Origin of the sequence: Acetivibrio saccincola, from assembly GCF_002844395.1 — a bacterium.
In the GTDB taxonomy this organism is placed as follows: Bacteria; Bacillota; Clostridia; order Acetivibrionales; family Acetivibrionaceae; genus Herbivorax; species Herbivorax saccincola.
In genome coordinates this window covers 2,124,277-2,142,118 of the sequence record NZ_CP025197.1, presented here as the reverse complement: position 1 = coordinate 2,142,118, position 17,842 = coordinate 2,124,277, and the positions used below count along the sequence as shown (strand labels likewise).

The following is a 17,842-nucleotide window of genomic DNA, read 5'->3' as shown; positions in this document are numbered from 1 at the left end:
TATCCTATGTTTACTTTTAAGTTTCCCTTAACTTTTAAATTTCACCAACCATTAAATTTTTATATCCTTGGTAGGATAATTTGGATGCTCAAGTACCTTTCCTTCCCAAGTCCTGATTTTCACAGTATTTTTGCCTCTGGATATAACATACTCCGGTGCAATTGGGGTTTTACCATTTCCACCCGGTGCATTCAAAATATAAGTTGGTACTGCAAGACCGGATGTATAGCCCCGTAAGTATTCAATTATTTCAATGCCGTCATCAATTGAAGTGTTAAAGTGCGTTGTTCCGGCAACAGGTTTTGCATGGAAGATATAATAGGGGCGTACCCTGCATTTTAAAAGCTCGTGATTTAAAAGGCGCATAACGTATTTGTCGTTGTTTACACCATTTAAAAGAACCGCTTGGTTCCCTAAAACAATTCCATTATCTGCAAGCTTATCACAAGCTGCCTTTGCCTCTTTAGTAACTTCCAACGGGTGGTTAAAATGAGTATTAAGATAAATAGGGGGGTATTTTTTCAAAATATTAATTAAATCATCTGTAATTCTTTGAGGCATTGTGACTAATGTTCTTGACCCAAGTCTTATGCATTCAACTGTAGGTATTGAATAAACTTCTTCTAAAAGCCTGTCAAGTGCAGAATCAGACAGTGTAAGGGGGTCACCGCCTGTTATCAGAACATCCCTTATTTCAGGGTTGTTTTTAATGTATTCTATTGATTCTTTAAGCAGTTCTTTTGGTGTATGCTTATCTAAAGTGCCGATATTTCTTCTCCTCTGGCAGTGCCTGCAGTACATGGCGCAGACATTGGTGGTGTTTATAATTAACCTGTCCGGATATCTCCTTGTTATAGATCCGGCAGGATTTGTATATTCTTCCCCCATAGGGTCAAAAAGCCCATTGGCAGTGTCTAATTCACAGTAGGAAGGTACTGATTGGAGTTTTACAGGGTTAAGGGGGTTGTCATCTATTAAAGAGGCATAATAAGGAGATATTGCCCATCTGAATTTTTTTTCAACTTTTTTAATAGCTTCAATTTCAGAGTCCTTTAATTTGATGATTTTTGAAAGTAAATCTACATTGCTTATTCTGTTTTTCATTTGCCATTTCCAGTTGTTCCAATCCTCTTCAGTTGCATTTAAAAGAGAGAGGATTTTTTTCTTTTTTTCTAATATTTTTTCTTCCTGGAAAGGAGACATTCCACGAGGTATTGTGTCTTTTACATCATTATAGTCTTTAATACGTTCTTTAAGTTCCTCAGCCCTTTTTAAGGCAAATTCTCTTTTGCTTCTACATTGCATTTCCATTATCAACATCCTTTCACCCCTAAATTTTTATACAACAAATATAATCTCATGTTAATGGGTATAAAAAAGAAAAAGAATATGTTTAAGCCAAAAGATATAAACTATCCTGTTTTTTAAAATTATCTTTTATAAATTAAAATACAAAATGCTGTTTTTATTTGCAGACAATACAGGTTAATTATATATAAACCCTGTATTAACTTTAAGCTAAATAAGTTTACTTTTGGAATATAGACAAAAGTTTTATCCCCAATAACAATAAGATTACATTGCAAATAAAATATATTTTATAATGTATTTTGTTGTACACAATCTATTATATCATAAAATGTAATAATATGACTTGCTTTTTTTAAAAAATTATTGGTCAAACTTGCTAAAAAGCTGGATTTTAAAGTATTATATTATTATAATAAAATTGTTTTAAAAAATTTTGGTCTGTAATTGAAGGTTGGGAAATGGAGGATTTTTCATGAATTATGCAAAAATAGTCATGATGATGGCTGTGGTGGCTTTGTTTTTAGTGAGATATTTAATGTCAGGCACCGAGAAAAAAGCAGCAGTTAAAGATGGTGCTATAGTTTTAAAGATGAATAAAATTTATGGTGTGGCAGGCTTTTTTATTGTTTTAGTTTCTATGGCAATTATTATAATTTCAGGCTTAAAAACCGGAGAATTTAGCGAAGAAATTAAGACCATTGCACTGCCTGTGATATTTTTAATATTAGGGGGGATTCTTTTTTTATTATCGGTTAATGTCTGTATTATGGCAGATGAAGAGAAAATAACTTATTATAATATACTGAGAAGAAAAAAACAAATTATGTGGAAGGATATAAAAAGAGTAATTTTTAACCAAAAAACATTGGAGCTGATTTTATATACCAGTGAAACGGAGATGAAAATTCATATATATCTGGTGGGGTTTTTATCTTTTGTAAAATTAATGAAATCAAAACTTAACTATGAAATATACAAAGATGCAGTTAGCATAATAGACACTTATAAGAGACAGCTTTAGAAAATAAATTTATATTGTTATTACAGATGGTATAATGTAAAATATTTAGAGGTGTTTAAAATCACCTTCAATTTTATAGAGTTTTAAGTTATAAAAGGAGATGTATTATGGAGCTAAAAATATTCAAAGGATATGAAAGGTTTGATGACCTCTATCCTTCTGAACAAGTAAAATATGCTTTAGAACACAAGGATGAAGCAATACCGGAACTTCTATATATACTGGAGTACACTGTAAATAATGCAGAGAAACTATATAAAGATAATAAATACTTAATTCACTTTCCAGCCATTTACTTGCTGGCGTATTTTCGTGAAAAAAGGGCATATAAAGGGATTATACAGCTTCTAAGCTTCAGGGATGAAGTTGTTTACGGGCTGCTTGGGGATATAGTGACAGAGGAGCTGAAAAACATTTTGGCATCGGTGTGTGATGGGGATATAAATCCATTAAAAGGAATAATTGAAAACTCCATGATTGATGAGTTTATCAGATGTGAAGCATTAGAAGCCCTTTTAGTATTGTTAAATGAAGAAGAATTAAAAAGAGAAGAACTGGTTTTTTATTTTAAAGAACTTATGAATGGGAAGCTTGAAAAAGACTACAGTTATATATGGGAAGTTTTACCTTACTGCTGCGGGTTAATTCACCCTAAGGGACTTATTGGCGATATTGAACAGGCAATAAGGGATAGGAAAATAGATGGTTTTTTGGTGGATTGGGATTTATTAGACAATAATTTAAAAAAGACTTCCAGGGAAGTATTAAGGGAGCTTAAAGAGGAAAAAAAATATTTTTTTATTGATAAAGAAGATGTTCTTTCATTGGAAGAATGGATTGGCGGATTTATTTTAAATGATGAGTATGATGATAATGATGAGTATTATGCCAATGATTATTATGATGATGAATTTTATAAATTTTCACAATTCCCGGATGAAGAATGGCTTAGAAATGAAGGAATGCATTATATAGAAGATGAAGAAATTGAGGAAGGCGGATTTGACTGCGGGGAAGAATTTGAAGAAGAGTATTGTGATAAATTAATCAGCATACCTTTTGTTAAATGCAGCAAGGAACAGCTAAATGAGCTGTGTTCTTGCGGAAGTGGTAAAAAGTACAAAAACTGCTGCTTAAGGAGAAGAAAAAATAAGTGATATTTAAAAGGAAATGTCTTCTATTTTACCATTTCCTAATTTAACTAGGTAAACATCCCAATAGGATTTTCCCATTTTATTTGCAAAGTCTTTATCAAATACCGCAAAATCAAACCTATATTTTCCCTTTATGGCGCTTCCGGTGTCCATAGCCACTGTATATCCCAAACCTTTAATATAAAAGATTGTTCCAAAGGGCCAGTATTCTTCATCAATTGCAACGGATATTCCTGGTATTATAGGGTGCCCTGATCTGGTGATACCTTTATTGTTGCCGCATTCTGCTGCACTTGGCGTATAGAAAGTGCCAAGGAATTTTCCTATATACTCCCCTCTTTCTATACTGCCTCTGGTACTTATTCCTTCAAAATTTGTGTAGCTTTGAGGTTTAATGCCAATTGAGGCAGCGGTTTTTAGAGAATTTTGAAGTTCTATATTGTCCTCAACAAGTTCCTTATTGATTTTTTCTAATTCCTCATTTTTATCTTTCAATTCTTGTATAAGTTCTGATATTTCTTCATTTTGCTTTAAAATTTTTTCGTATTCTTTCTTTAAGAGATTGTAGTCATTTTTTAAAGCTTCATTTTCAGCTGTTAAATTGCTGTTTTCATAAGATGCATTCTCCGCCTTTAAAAAAGCTTCCTGATAATTTTTTTTAGTTTCGCTATACCAGCTGTATATACTTAAATTAATTACCGTAAGAATACCTACAGCTGCAAACAAAAAATACGTCAAAAACCTTTTAAAAAACCGGTGCTTTCTACTACGCCTTAGAGGCCCGCTTAATGATGCCTCATCATTTGACATATTATTATCCTCCTTAAAATAGTCTGAATTTCCTATTTTAATTATCAACATATTTTTATAATTTTATTCATTAAAAAATCCAGAAAGTAATTTTAAGGAATTGTCTAACTGATATTTATTTATAATGTTGCAAATTAGGTACAAACTAGGTACAAACGGAAAGGAAAAAGCGTGTTACAAATTCTCTGTAACACGCTTTATCACTGTGGTCGGAGTGACTGGATTTGAACCAGCGACCTCTTGCACCCCAAGCAAGCACTCATACCAAACTGAGCTACACCCCGATGCAATTAGTAATTATAGCACATTTTTTTAAATATGTAAATACGAAAAAGTGTTTTTTTATTAAATTTTAATTTGCATATTTCTGTCCTGATAAATCCATAATATGATTAGTTGCTAAAAAAGCACCTGTTATACATAAAATAACCGTGAAGACGGGAAAAAGGAGTGGAGTGTTTGGCGAATTTAAAAAAATTCCTGCAAAATGTTTTTTTATTTAAAGAACCTGAAGAAAAAGAAGCCTTTATTTTAGAAGAGACAAGGCAAGAAAAAGAAGAACTTATAGAAGAAACAAGGCAAGAAAAAGAAGAACTTAGAAGTACCGATAGTAAAAAAGGGGGAATAATAAGCAGTTTTTTTTCACCTAAAGGCAAAAAAGAAGATGAATCTGATGAATTAGAGGAAGTAAGCAAGGATATAAATAAGAATTTGGAATATATAAAAAAAACGTACAACTATCCTGATAACGGGGATCTTATAATAAGAGAATTTAAAGTGGTGGCAAAGGATAAGAATCTCGATGCATTTATAGTTTTATTTGACGGGATGGTTGATTCAAATATAGTGGATTCTCACATTTTAAAACCCCTTATGCTTCTTTCAAATGTTGAAGTGAAGGGAAAAGAAAAGGATTTGGCCCAGTATATAAATAATCACCTGATTTCTCACAGCCAAGTAAAAATGACAAAAAAAATGAATGATGTCATAGAGGAGGTAAACTTCGGGGGAGCAGGGCTTTTTATCGATGAAATAGACTGTGCCTTTGCATGTGATGTAAAGGGGTGGGTACAGAGGCAGGTGGACAAACCTATAACAGAAATTGTTATAAGAGGTCCTCAGGAAGCATTTACAGAGGGTTTGAGAATAAATACCGCCCTTGTAAGAAAGACTTTGAAGGATGAGAATCTGGTGGTTGAAAATTTTAAAGTTGGCAGAAGAAGTAAAACTCCATGTGCCCTTATGTATATTAAGGATATTGCCAATGAGTCCTTAGTTGAAGAAGCCAGGAGAAGGCTTAATAATATAAATGTAGATTTCATTTTTGATTCAGGAGAGCTAGAACAGCTTTTAGAAGACAGTACATTTTTACCCCAGCCTCAAATGTTGTCAACAGAGAGACCTGACAGAACTGCAAATATGATTGCCCAGGGGAGGCTGGCTATTCTTATGCATGGAAGTCCCTTTGCCCTTATAATGCCTATAACCAACAGTGACCTTCTTCACTCACCGGAAGATGCATATGTAAGGTTTCCCTATTCTAACCTTTTCAGGATTGTAAGATTTGTTGCAGTTATACTGTCCCTGCTTTTACCCGGTCTTTATGTTGCAATAACTAATTTTCACCATGAAATGATTCCAACAGACCTTTTAATTGCTATTGAGTCATCAAGGGAGGCAGTACCCTTTCCCTCTGTTATGGAAATTCTTATAATGGAGTTTGCCTTTGAACTTATAAGAGAGGCGGGTATTAGAATTCCAGGTCCTATAGGTCCTACCCTTGGTATTATCGGTGCATTAATTTTAGGTCAAGCTGCAGTTGCTGCAAATATTGTAAGCCCAATACTTATAATTATAGTTGCTGTTACAGGAATAGGGTCTTTTGCAGTACCTAATTTTGCCCATGCTTTTTCATTCAGGATATTAAGGTTTGTATACATTATATTGGCCGCACTTACAGGATTTTTAGGAATTACTTTGGGCATTTTTGTACATGGGATAATACTGGTGAGTTCAAAATCCTTTGGTGTGCCTTTTATGGCACCACTAGGTCCTAGAACAAGTGACGGGGTTACAGATAAGCTTTTAAGAAGTCCCATTTGGAAACAGGAAAATCGACCGGATTATCTTAATGTACAGAAACAAAGAAAACAGCCTAAAATTTCAAGGGAATGGGCAGAGAGAGAAAAAAAGAAGCGTTAAAGGCATCAAATATATAAGAAAGTGGAGGATTATAGTGGAAAGTAAAATTGTATTTGGGAAAGTAGAAACAACATCACTTTTAATAATTGTAATGACAACTCAGCTGTTTATAAGTTTTCCGCGTTTTGTAGCAGAAAAAGCAGGTACGGCAGGGTGGATTTTAATAGTATATTTAACGGTTCTTTCACTTCTCCTTTTTACAATTATATCAAAAATGTACAAAAATTTTCAGGGAAAAGATATTATAGATATAGGTGAATATGTAGGAGGCAATATAGGAAGAATTTTAATTGGATTGATAATTATAATTGATTATATGTTTATAGCTCCAAGTGTATTAAGGGAGTTTAGCGACAGAGTTAAAATAATTACACTGGATAAAACCCCCATAGGTTTTGTTATGCTTTTTTTTCTTATTGGAATGATAACTGCTGCATTTTATGGAATAGAGCCAATCACCAGGTTTTCTGCTATTATTGTTCCAATTGTAGCAGCGGCTTTTATACTTATAATAATAGGAATAATACCCAACTTTAACTTAACCAATTTATTTCCCCTTATGGGTAGTGGTGTAAATAATATTTTTATAAAAGGAATACCAAATGTATCAATTTTTTCAGGGATCAGCATACTTTTTATTTTGCCGCCTTTTTTAAATAGTTATGATTGTTTTAGAAAAACCGGGTTTTACAGCATACTTTTATCAGGTTTTTTCTTAACCGTAGGTGCATTAATTTATACACTTTCAATCCCATACCCTGCATCCACTGAATTTACCATGCCCATGTACACATTGGCCAGGACCATTGATTGGGGAAGGTTTTTTACAAGAATTGAATCTATTTTTGTATTTGCATGGGTTGCATCTGCCTTTATTTACCTCAGCATTTTGTTATTTTTTATAGTATATGTTTTTAAAAAGACTTTCAGACTAGAGTATTATACACCCCTTATTTTACCTGTGTCTGTACTGGTTTTTACATTTGCTTTAATACCTGAAAGCATGATGAGGGTTTTTCAGTTGGAAAGCCAGATTTTCAGGGCTTATGCCTGGATAGTTACTTTTGGTATGCCAATAATTCTTTTAATGGCTGCATTGTTGATTAAAAAAAAGAAAGGGGCAGTTCCAAATGAAAAGAACAGTTAAAAGTGTAGGTATTATAGTTATTTTAGTAACTTTATTAACCGGAATGACAGGATGTTTTGATGCAAGAGAAGTGGATGACTTAGCTTACCCTATGGCTATTGGATTTGATAAGGGGGATAATAATTTGCTCAAAATGACCCTTCAGCTGGCACTGCCTGTTGCAATAGCCGGAGGAGGCGGTGAAGAAGCTCCCGGGGGAGGTGGCAAAACTTCCAGTATAGTGACATTAGAAGTTCCTGCAATATTCTCAGGGCTTAATATGGCAAATACTTTTATAAGTAAGCAGATAAATCTTTCTCACGTAAAGGTTATTATATTTTCAGAGGAACTTGCAAAGGAAGGAATAGATAAGTATCTTACTGCCATTGCAAGGGGGAGGGAGTTTAGGCCCAGTATGTTTGTAGTGGTTGCAGTAGGTTCGGCAGAAGAATATATACGTGCTGTAGAGCCTGCTTTAGAAACCAACCCCGCAAAGTACTATGAGATGAAGTTAAGGGCATTTGATTATACTGCGTTTACAGCAGACACCAGATTTTATAAATTTTACAACAACCTAAAGAGCACAAGCAGTCAGGCATATGCCGTATTAGCTTCCATAGGTAGGTTTGAAAAATCCAGTGAAATAAGTGATGAAAAGTCCACATACAGGGAAAAGGGAAGGCAAGTTCCCCTAGAGGGTGATTTTATCGCAGGGGATATGCCTAAGACGGGTGATGTAAAGGCAGAGATAATGGGACTTGCTGTTTTTGACGGTGCAAAAATGGTAGGTGTATTAGACGGAGCTGATACTATGGCTCACCTATTAGTTAAAGGTGATTTTAAATACAGCTTTTCCACTTTACCGGATCCAATGAAGGAGGGCTATTTTGTACTTTTAGGTATTGAACAGGGAAGAGCACCTAAAAAGAAAGTTGAAATGGTAGATGGTGTTCCTAACATAAATATAGATATTTTTTTAGAAGGAAATATACAGTCTATACAAAGCGGCATAAACTACGAAGAAGGTGAAAATTTAAAAATTTTAGAAAAGGCAGTAGCAGAGTTTTTTGAAGAAGAAATAATGAGATATCTTAAAAAAACTATAGAATACGGTGTGGATGTAAGTGGGTTCGGGCAATTGATGAAAAGCAAATTCCTTACATGGGATGAGTGGGAAAATTTTGATTGGCTTACCAGGTATAAAGACTCTGTTTTTAATGTAAACGTGGATGTAGTAATAAGAAGATCCGGACTTATAGTAAGGACGGTACCATTTCCAGATTCAGACTAAGGAGGGTTAATTTTGACATTAGACAGAATTATACTAATTATCATACTGCTGTGGGTTTTTATAAGAACTATAAGCTATGGAAAATGGACATGGGATAAAAAGAACAGGCTTGGTGCCATAGTCATATACTTTGTGGCAATCGCCTCATTAATTATTCCTGTATATACTATGTTTTTCAGATATTAAAGGTGGTTGAAAACATATGAACAATGAAATGGTTTTTGGAAGATGGGAAGGTACCTGCCTTCTTATAACGATGATTGCAACCAAAGCTGTATTGGGTTTTCCCAGAGTAATGATGGAAAGTGCAGGTGTTGCCGGATGGATTCTTTCTGCATATATATCTTTCCTTGCATTAATTGGTTTTTGGATAATAAATAAGCTTTATAAAGGTTTTCCCGGTAAAGATATCTTGGATATTGGGGAAAGCCTTGGGGGCAAACCTGTAAAAATTATAACAGGTACAGTAATTTGGGTATATTTAACATTCATGATGATTACTTCATTAAGATTATTTGGTGAACTCATAAAAAGTATGGGTTTTCCAACGACACCGCCAAGTTTTTTAATGCTGTTTTTTTTTGTGGGAGTTTTTTTTGCTGCTTATATAGGAATAGAGTCCATCGTAAGATTCATGGCAATACTTGTACCTGTCTCTGTGGTAAGCTTTTTAATATTTATATTTGCACTGGCACCTTTAGGAGATATAAACAATATTTTTCCCTTGCTTGGCAACGGGGCTTATGAAATTTTTGTTAAAGGTTCATCAAAAGTATCTTGTTTTTCTGAAGTGTTATTTTTATTTTTAATAGCTCCCTTTATGAAAACCCATGAAAATTTTAAAAAAAGCGGACTTATTTCAATTTTTATATCCGGAGTGGTTTTTTTAAGTATCACATTAATTTTTATAAGCATGTACCCGAATCCTGTGGCCAGGGAAGTATTGCTGCCTGCATATCAGTTAGGAAGAACAATTGACTATGGGAGGTTTTTTAAAAGACTTGAATCGATTTTAATAATAACCTGGTCCACAATTGGATTTATGCACCTTAGCACTGTATTTTTCTTTTCTGCCCATGTGTTTAAAAAAACATTTAATTTAAAATATTACAGACCTCTTTTATTCCCTTTAGGTGTTATCTGTTTTAGCATCAGTATAATTCCTGAAAGGCTTATGGATGTAATTAGTTTTGAAGCAAAATACGATAGGAACTGGAGTTGGACCATTTCCTTCGGGCTAACTATAATCTTACTCATTTTTGCAAATATAAAAAGAAAAAAACCTGTTAAAAGACATTGAATAACTAAAACCCCAAGGGCAAAAACCCTTGGGGTTTTTGGCAGGGGCAGCAGGAATCGAACCCGCAACCAACGGTTTTGGAGACCGCTACTCTACCAATTGAGCTATACCCCTTCGGTGTATATTAAACTTGTAGGACACTTGTTAGTATACAACAGGTATTTGTCTATGTCAATGGGTAAGGATAAAATTTTTTAAAATTTAAAAGGATTTTGTTTTAATTTGTGATAATATAGATATTGGCACAAGAAATAAGGAGGAGTTTATATGGATTTAAAGGTAGGTTTTATAGGTGCGGGAAATATGGGATGTGCTATGATAAAAAGCATTGTAAATTCTAAATTTATTAAAAAGGAAGATATTTTTGTTTATGATATTGACAAAGGGAAACTGTCAAATCTTAAATCAGAGACAGGTGTTACCATTCTAAATGACAGTGGAGGGGTTATTGAAAAATCTGATATTATCATCCTGGCTGTAAAACCAAATATGGTTAAAAATGTACTTGAAGCTAATAAAGATGCCTTTGATGATAAAAAAATACTGGTTTCTGTTGCTGTAGGCATTCCTATAAAATTTTATCAAGATATTATAGGAAATGATAAAAAGATAGTCCGTACAATGCCAAATACACCTGCTTTAGTGGGTGAAGGGATGACGCTTATGTGTTATGATGAGAATATTTTATCTGGAGAAGAGTTTTCAAAAGTAAAAAAAATATTTGAATGTTTTGGAAAGGTGGAAGTTTTAGATGAAAAACTTATGAACGAGGTAACGGCGGTTACAGGAAGCAGCCCTGCTTATGTATTTATGTTCATTGAAGCGATGGCAGATGCGGCTGTTTTGTCAGGACTTCCAAGAGACCTTTCCTATAAACTCGCTGCCCAGGCTGTTTTAGGTTCTGCAAAACTGGTTTTGGAAACAGGGAAGCATCCGGGAGAGCTGAAAGACCAGGTTTGCTCCCCTGCAGGTACCACTATAGAGGCAGTAAAAACTTTAGAAAAGCATGGATTCAGGTATGCCATAATAGATGCTATGGAAGAATGCACCAAGAAAGCCAGGAAAATTGGAAAAGGATAAAAAAGGGGGACTTTTAAATGGAGTACGAAGAAAAAACGGTGTCAAAAGAGAATGTATTTGACGGAAATATAATAGGGGTGGATGTACTGAAAGTTTCTCAACCGGACGGGAAAGAGGCTACAAGGGAAATTGTAAGGCATAGCGGTGGTGCCGCCGTAGTACCTATAAATGAAAAAGGAGAAGTTTATTTGGTAAGGCAGTATAGAAAGCCTGTGGAGGCTGAATTATTAGAAATTCCCGCAGGGAAGCTGGATGAGGGGGAAGAGCCTTTAGAATGTGCAAAAAGGGAGCTGAAAGAAGAAACGGGACTTGAAGCAAAGAAAATAAAGCATTTGATAGACTTATACTGTGCCCCCGGCTATTCCAGCGAAAAGATATACATATATGCAGCAACGGATTTGGTGGAAGGAGAGCCATGTGCCGATGAAGGGGAATTTATTACCACAGAGAAAATACACATTAATAAACTTGTAGAAATGGTTATGAATAATGAAATACCTGATGCTAAAACTGTTGTGGGAATTCTTTTAGCAGAAAAAATAGTAAAGGGTGAAATAAAAATATAGAAAGTGAAGGAATTTTAAATATATTTAAATAATAAGTTATAAGTTTACAATATACCCAAGGTATATTGTAATTTTTTTTATTTTTAATGCATAGAATTTATTATAGGGTATACAAGAAATAAATAACATAAAAGTAACAAGAGGGGATAAAAGTGTTTTCTAAAATACGTGAGGTAATTGTAAATCATATTAAAAGCAACATAAACTTATACTTTTTTCTGTTTTTAGCTTTTGTTGCAGGAATTTCGGCAGGAGCATTTACTGTAAACGGGTTAAGCCCCGTTCAAAAAAAAGAATTAAATAATTATTTACATGGATTTTTTCAGCTTTTTGAAAACCAAAAGGTGGATGGAAATGAAATACTGAGATTATCATTAATAGAAAACATGCGGCAAATAGCTATTTTGTGGGGTTTGGGAGTTACCATTATCGGAATACCCTTTATTTACATATTAATAGGAGTAAGGGGTTTTATAACAGGATTTACTTCAGGTTTTATTATTGAATACTTAGGGCTAAGAGGCGTACTTTTTTCGGCTATAACCATTTTACCAAAAGAATTAATAATTATTCCGTGCCTTATAGCCTTAGGAGTAAACGGGATAAATTTTTCCCTTAGTATAATAAAAAACAAATCAAATAAAGATGAGAAGAAAAACAGTTTAAAAATAAATTTTTTTGCATATTGTTTTGTTACTTTAACCTTTTCAACTGTAATATTTTTAGGTATATTTGTTGAATCATATATTATCCCTGTATTTATAAGAATGACATTTACGTAATTTTTATATTTTTAAATAAATATAAATGTATCAATGTGCAATATTTTGTTAACAATTTATATTGAAATATGCATTGCTTTATTGTTATTAATGCACAAAAAAAAGTAAAAATAATTATACAAAGTTACAAACTAATTAACATATAAAGGATAAACGTTGCATAATGTGTAGAAGTTCTTATATAATATGGAGGATTAGATATATTTTTTAAAACAAAATTATATTACTTAAATACTATATATAAAACTTGTTTAATATTTTAATTTTTATAAATATTAAAAATATTATAATAGAAGGAGTAGGTAGAAGGATGGAAGAGTTAATTGTTAAGTTTTTAGACTTTTTAGAAAATGATAAAAAACTGTCTTTAAATACCCTGCAGTCATACAAAAGGGATATTGAGCAATTCATTACATACTTGAAAGAGATGAAAATAAACAACATAACAAGCATCAATAAAACTACGGTTATTGCCTATCTCTTGCATTTGCAAAAGAAGGGAAGGGCCACATCAACTATATCTCGTAATTTGGCTTCTATAAGGTCCTTTTGTCAGTGTTTAACAAAAAACGATATAATTAAACAGGACCCTACAGAACAGCTTGAGTCGCCAAAGGTGGAGAAGAAACTTCCACAGATATTGTCTACAAAAGAAGTTGAATTGCTTTTAGAACAGCCAAAATGTGATGACTTAAAGGGTTACAGGGACAAAGCCATGTTAGAACTTCTTTATGCAACGGGTATAAGGGTTTCAGAGCTTATATGCTTAGATGTTGATGATGTCAACACTGATATGGGCTTTATAAGATGTACCAAAGGTTCAAAAGAGAGAATGGTGCCCCTTGGCTCAATTTCTATTAATGCACTGAATGAGTATTTGACTAAGTCCAGAAAGTATCTTATACAGAAAAAAGATGAAAAGGCGTTATTTGTCAATGTAAATGGAAAAAGATTAACGAGGCAGGGTTTTTGGAAGATAATAAAGCAGTATAAAAATCAGGCTAAAATCAACAAAGATATAACGCCGCATACATTAAGACATTCCTTTGCAGCACATTTACTAGAGAACGGGGCGGATTTGAGATCCATTCAGGAAATGCTTGGGCACTCTGATATATCATCAACACAAATTTATGCCCAGATAGCAAAAAACAGGATAAAGGAAGTGTATAAGAAAACCCACCCAAGGGCATAATGTAAGCAGTTTATTTTTGTAAATTATTATAGTTAAAAATTAGGTTTTATAATATAATTGAAGAGTAAGATATTTATATCTTACTTTTTTTTTAAGATTTTAAGGTCACCTTTAGTTTTTTTAAGTCTATCTATATGGTTCAGCATCTTTATGTTTAGTGTTTTTATTTAGATAAGGAAAGGAATGATGAAAATGAAAAGGGCAATTATAATTGTACTTGACGGTGTAGGAATCGGTGAACTTCCGGATGCTTATAAATACAAGGATGAGGGCAGCAATACCATAGGAAATATTGCAAAAACAGTTAAAAATCTTAATTTACCCAATATGAGAAACATAGGACTTTGGAATATAGACGGTATTTATGGGGGAGAACCTTCAGAAAACCCGTCAGGGTGTTTTGGAAAAATGGCGGAAAAATCCCCGGGGAAAGATACCACCACCGGCCATTGGGAACTGGCAGGTGTAATAATGGAAAGACCTTTTCCTGTGTATCCTAAAGGTTTTCCGGAAGAAATAATAAGTGAATTTGAAAAAAAGATAAACTCCCCTGTTTTGGGAAATTGTCCTGCATCAGGGACGGAAATTATACAGAGGTTAGGGGATGAGCATGTAAAGTCGGGTTATCCCATTGTATATACATCGGCAGACAGTGTATTTCAAATTGCTGCCCATGAGGGGGTTATACCCGTTGAAAGGCTTTATGAAATGTGCAGTATAGCAAGGGAAATACTAAAAGGCGAGCACGGGGTTGGCAGGGTGATAGCAAGGCCTTTTGAAGGCAGCAGCGGAAACTATGTGAGGACAAAAAGAAGAAAGGACTTTTCTTTAGACCCTGTAAAGAAAACCTTGTTAGACTATGCTTGTGAAAAGGGTTATGATGTAATAGGTGTGGGAAAAATACGGGATATCTTTAATAGCAGGGGAATTACAGATTCTGTATCCATTTACGACAACATGGATGGAGTTGATAAGACAATTGAGTTTATTAAAGGTGATTTAGAAGGCATTGTATTTACAAATTTAATTGACTTTGACATGTTATACGGGCATAGGAAAGATGTGGAAGGTTTTAAAAAGGCATTAGAGGATTTTGACGGAAGAATTCCTGAAATAATAGGTGAATTAAAGGAAGATGATATTTTGATTATAACGGCAGACCACGGATGTGACCCTGTTACTGAAGGCACTGATCATACAAGGGAATATGTTCCTTTACTTATTTATGGCAAAAAAATTAGAAGCGGTGTTAATCTTGGCACCAGAAGCACTTTTGCAGATGTGGCGAAAACAGTGGCAGAATACCTTGAAATTCAAGGAGATATTGGAGGCGTAAGTTTTTTGAAAGAAATTTTGCATTAAACAAGGGAGGTTTTGCCAATGAGAATGTATGATATTATCGAAAAAAAAAGAGACGGCGGGGAACTTACCAAAGAAGAAATAAACTTTTTTATAAATGGGTACTGCAATGAAAACATACCTGATTATCAGGTTTCAGCCCTTCTTATGGCTATTTTTTTGAAAGGAATGAATGAAAAAGAGACATCCCTTTTGACAGAGGCTATGGCAAATTCCGGGGATATTGTTGATTTATCTGAGATAGAGGGCTTTAAAGTGGACAAGCACAGTACAGGAGGAGTTGGTGACAAGACCACCTTAATTTTAGCGCCCCTTTGTGCTGCCTGCGGGGTTCCAGTGGCTAAAATGTCAGGAAGGGGACTTGGGCATACCGGGGGGACTATTGACAAACTAGAGTCCATTCCAGGCTTTAAAACAGACATTTCAAAAGAAGAGTTTATTAAAAACGTAAAAGAAATAGGTGTTGCCGTTGTTGGACAGACAGGAAATCTTGCCCCTGCAGACAAAAAATTATATGCTTTAAGGGATGTTACTGCAACTGTCAACAACATTTCCTTAATTGCCAGCAGCATAATGAGCAAGAAAATTGCCAGCGGGGCTGACGGTATTGTTCTGGATGTAAAAACAGGCAGCGGGGCTTTTATGAAAACCGTTGAGGAGTCTGTAAATTTAGCAGAACTAATGGTTAAAATAGGAAAGAATATGGGAAGAAAAACCGTTGCAGTTGTAACTGATATGGATGTACCCCTTGGAAATGCAATAGGAAATTCTTTGGAGGTTATTGAGGCATTAGAGGTATTAAAGGGAAGGGGACCTGATGATTTAAAGGAGCTGTCCTTTGAGTTGGCATCAAAAATGCTTGAAATTTCAGGCTTAGGAGACAAGAATAAATGCATTAAAATGGTACGAAAGGCAGTTGATGAAGGACTAGCCCTTTCAAAATTTAAAGAAATGGTAGAGCGTCAGGGAGGAAATGTAAAGGCGGTAGAAGACTATGATTTATTTAAAAAGGCGCCTTTTAAATACCACTTTAAAAGCAGGGATACAGGCTATATAAAAGAGATGAATACAAATGCCCTTGGAACTGCTTCCATGGTTCTTGGTGCAGGAAGAGAGACAAAAGAAAGCAGCATTGACCACAGTGCTGGCATTGTATTAAATAAGAAAAAGGGAATGAAGGTACAAAAAGGTGAGTTAATTGCCACTCTTTATAGTAGCAGTATGGAAAGGATAAAAGAGGCGGAAAGAATTATAGAAAACAGCATAATTTTTTCCCCATCCCCTGTAAAAAAAAGACCTTTGATTTTAGCAGAGATAAATTAATGGCATATCCTAAGTTTTTTCAGCATACTTTTAACTATACGGTTGTATAGTTAAAAGTATGGAGGTAATCCTTTATGTTTAAAAAAAATGCTGTGTATTTAATGATAATTTTGCTTCTATTTAATTTGTTTTCTTTAAGTACATCTGCCTCAAAAGATACAGTTTTTTCAGATGATGATTTGTACGGGTATGACGAAGAAGTGGTTGAGGCAATGGTGGCAAGTAAAAGTTTTGACAGTTTTGAATCTAAAGCGTATATATTAATTGATGCTGCAACAGGACAGGTGCTTTGTGAGAAAAATTCAAATGAGAGACTTCCCATAGCAAGTGTAACCAAAGTTATGTCCATGTTGTTGATAATGGAGGCCATTGACTCAGGAAAGATAAAATTAGACGATATTGTAACAGCCTCTGAATATGCAGCCGGTATGGGAGGTTCACAGGTATATCTTGAACCCGGGGAACAGTATTCAGTACGGGATGCTCTAAAGGCAGTTGCCATGCACTCAGCAAATGATGTTACTGTATCTTTGGCAGAACTAATTAGTGGAAGTGAAGAAGCCTTTGTTGTTGAGATGAATGAAAAAGCCAAAGAACTAGGTATGAAAAACACCCATTTTCTTGATTGTACCGGACTTACCGATGAAGGTCATTACAGCTGTGCTTATGATGTGGCCATTATGTCAAGGGAACTGGTTACAAAGCACCCAAAGATACTTGAGTATACCTCTATCTGGATGGACAGTTTCAGGGGTGGGGAATTTGAATTAACAAATACAAACAAACTAGTAAGATTCTACAATGGTGCAGACGGTCTGAAAACCGGTTTTACAAGGGCAGCAGGGCACTGTCTTTCAGCAACTGCCACAAGAAATAATATGAGACTTATTTCCGTTGTTTTAGGAGGTTCTGATTCTAACAGCCGCTTTGCCCAGTCCAGAAAACTTTTAGACCATGGATTTGCCAACTATGAGTCAAAAAAGGTAAATGAAAAAGGTGGGGAAGTCAGGGAAGTGGTGATAAAAAAAGGTATTGAAAGTATGGCAATGGCAGTTTATGCTGATGACTTAAATTTGCTTTTATCAAAGGGGAATAAGGACAAAATAAAAAGAGAAATAAGGGTTTTAAAGTCAATAGCTGCCCCGGTTAAAAAGGGTCAAAGGATAGGGGAAGTGATATACAAAGTTGACGGAAATGAAATAGGCAGGATAGATTTAGTCTGCGATAGGGAGGTTGAAAAGGTGTCTTTTATAAAAATGTTTAAAAGGCTGTTTACCAGTTGGTACAATATTGGAAGGAACGTGGATTAAAACTATCTATTG

Annotated in this window: 16 protein-coding genes and 2 tRNA genes; 14 read left to right on the top strand and 4 right to left on the bottom strand. The window is 34.4% G+C overall.

Translation table 11 applies throughout. The features are described 5' to 3' along the window. Positions 1-51: 51 nt before the first annotated feature. Entirely contained in the window at positions 52-1,305 is a 1,254-nt protein-coding gene (eam, locus tag HVS_RS09585) for a glutamate 2,3-aminomutase (RefSeq protein ID WP_101304207.1), read from the bottom strand. Between the two features lie 478 nt (positions 1,306-1,783). On the opposite strand from eam, the gene HVS_RS09580 reads away from it, so the two are divergent. Then, a complete protein-coding gene (locus HVS_RS09580; RefSeq protein ID WP_101301690.1) occupies positions 1,784-2,332 on the top strand; it encodes a hypothetical protein in 549 nt (182 codons plus the stop codon). A 107-nt stretch (positions 2,333-2,439) separates the two neighbouring features. After that, positions 2,440-3,489 (top strand): DUF1186 domain-containing protein, encoded by a 1,050-nt coding sequence (locus HVS_RS09575; RefSeq protein ID WP_101304205.1) that lies wholly within the window; start codon positions 2,440-2,442, stop codon positions 3,487-3,489. 3 nt (positions 3,490-3,492) lie between these two features. Here HVS_RS09575 and HVS_RS09570 read toward each other — a convergent pair whose 3' ends face one another. Next, complete coding sequence (locus HVS_RS09570) at positions 3,493-4,296, bottom strand: 3D domain-containing protein (protein WP_101301685.1); 804 nt, start codon at positions 4,294-4,296, stop codon at positions 3,493-3,495. A 206-nt stretch (positions 4,297-4,502) separates the two neighbouring features. Continuing rightward, positions 4,503-4,580, bottom strand: a tRNA-Pro gene (locus tag HVS_RS09565). Between the two features lie 175 nt (positions 4,581-4,755). Between HVS_RS09565 and HVS_RS09560 the strand changes: the two genes are divergently transcribed. Genes HVS_RS09560 through HVS_RS09545 form a run of 5 tightly spaced genes read left to right on the top strand, consistent with a single transcriptional unit; the run spans position 4,756 to position 10,215 of the window. Next, on the top strand, positions 4,756-6,498 hold the full coding sequence (locus tag HVS_RS09560) for a spore germination protein (protein WP_101301681.1): 1,743 nt from the start codon (positions 4,756-4,758) through the stop codon (positions 6,496-6,498). A 34-nt stretch (positions 6,499-6,532) separates the two neighbouring features. Then, positions 6,533-7,645, top strand: coding sequence for a GerAB/ArcD/ProY family transporter (locus HVS_RS09555; RefSeq protein WP_101304203.1), 1,113 nt, complete (start codon positions 6,533-6,535; stop codon positions 7,643-7,645). After that, a complete protein-coding gene (locus tag HVS_RS09550; RefSeq protein WP_101301679.1) occupies positions 7,629-8,915 on the top strand; it encodes a Ger(x)C family spore germination protein in 1,287 nt (428 codons plus the stop codon). The genes HVS_RS09555 and HVS_RS09550 overlap by 17 nt, the downstream gene beginning before the upstream one ends. Positions 8,916-8,927: 12 nt before the next feature. Further along, positions 8,928-9,101 carry a hypothetical protein gene (locus tag HVS_RS16560; protein ID WP_159063439.1) on the top strand — a complete coding sequence of 58 codons (174 nt, stop codon included), beginning with the start codon at positions 8,928-8,930 and terminating at the stop codon, positions 9,099-9,101. 16 nt (positions 9,102-9,117) lie between these two features. After that, complete coding sequence (locus HVS_RS09545; RefSeq protein ID WP_101301677.1) at positions 9,118-10,215, top strand: GerAB/ArcD/ProY family transporter; 1,098 nt, start codon at positions 9,118-9,120, stop codon at positions 10,213-10,215. A 38-nt stretch (positions 10,216-10,253) separates the two neighbouring features. Here the strand turns inward: HVS_RS09545 and HVS_RS09540 are convergent. After that, positions 10,254-10,329, bottom strand: a tRNA-Trp gene (locus tag HVS_RS09540). Between the two features lie 153 nt (positions 10,330-10,482). Between HVS_RS09540 and proC the strand changes: the two genes are divergently transcribed. The 7 genes from proC to HVS_RS09505 all read left to right on the top strand — a co-directional run bounded on the left by proC (position 10,483) and on the right by HVS_RS09505 (position 17,830). Further along, the gene (gene proC / locus HVS_RS09535; protein ID WP_101301675.1) at positions 10,483-11,295 is read left to right on the top strand and encodes a pyrroline-5-carboxylate reductase; all 813 of its coding nucleotides are present in this window, start codon (positions 10,483-10,485) and stop codon (positions 11,293-11,295) included. Between the two features lie 17 nt (positions 11,296-11,312). Beyond that, positions 11,313-11,861, top strand: coding sequence for an NUDIX domain-containing protein (locus HVS_RS09530; protein ID WP_101301671.1), 549 nt, complete (start codon positions 11,313-11,315; stop codon positions 11,859-11,861). 152 nt (positions 11,862-12,013) lie between these two features. After that, positions 12,014-12,643 (top strand): stage II sporulation protein M, encoded by a 630-nt coding sequence (spoIIM, locus tag HVS_RS09525; RefSeq protein ID WP_101301669.1) that lies wholly within the window; start codon positions 12,014-12,016, stop codon positions 12,641-12,643. A gap of 310 nt (positions 12,644-12,953) precedes the next feature. Next, positions 12,954-13,838, top strand: coding sequence for a site-specific tyrosine recombinase XerD (gene xerD / locus HVS_RS09520; RefSeq protein ID WP_101301667.1), 885 nt, complete (start codon positions 12,954-12,956; stop codon positions 13,836-13,838). Between the two features lie 192 nt (positions 13,839-14,030). Then, positions 14,031-15,200 carry a phosphopentomutase gene (locus HVS_RS09515; RefSeq protein ID WP_101304201.1) on the top strand — a complete coding sequence of 390 codons (1,170 nt, stop codon included), beginning with the start codon at positions 14,031-14,033 and terminating at the stop codon, positions 15,198-15,200. 18 nt (positions 15,201-15,218) lie between these two features. Continuing rightward, the gene (locus tag HVS_RS09510; protein ID WP_101301665.1) at positions 15,219-16,520 is read left to right on the top strand and encodes a pyrimidine-nucleoside phosphorylase; all 1,302 of its coding nucleotides are present in this window, start codon (positions 15,219-15,221) and stop codon (positions 16,518-16,520) included. 74 nt (positions 16,521-16,594) lie between these two features. Next, entirely contained in the window at positions 16,595-17,830 is a 1,236-nt protein-coding gene (locus HVS_RS09505) for a D-alanyl-D-alanine carboxypeptidase family protein (protein WP_101301662.1), read from the top strand. Positions 17,831-17,842 lie beyond the last annotated feature (12 nt).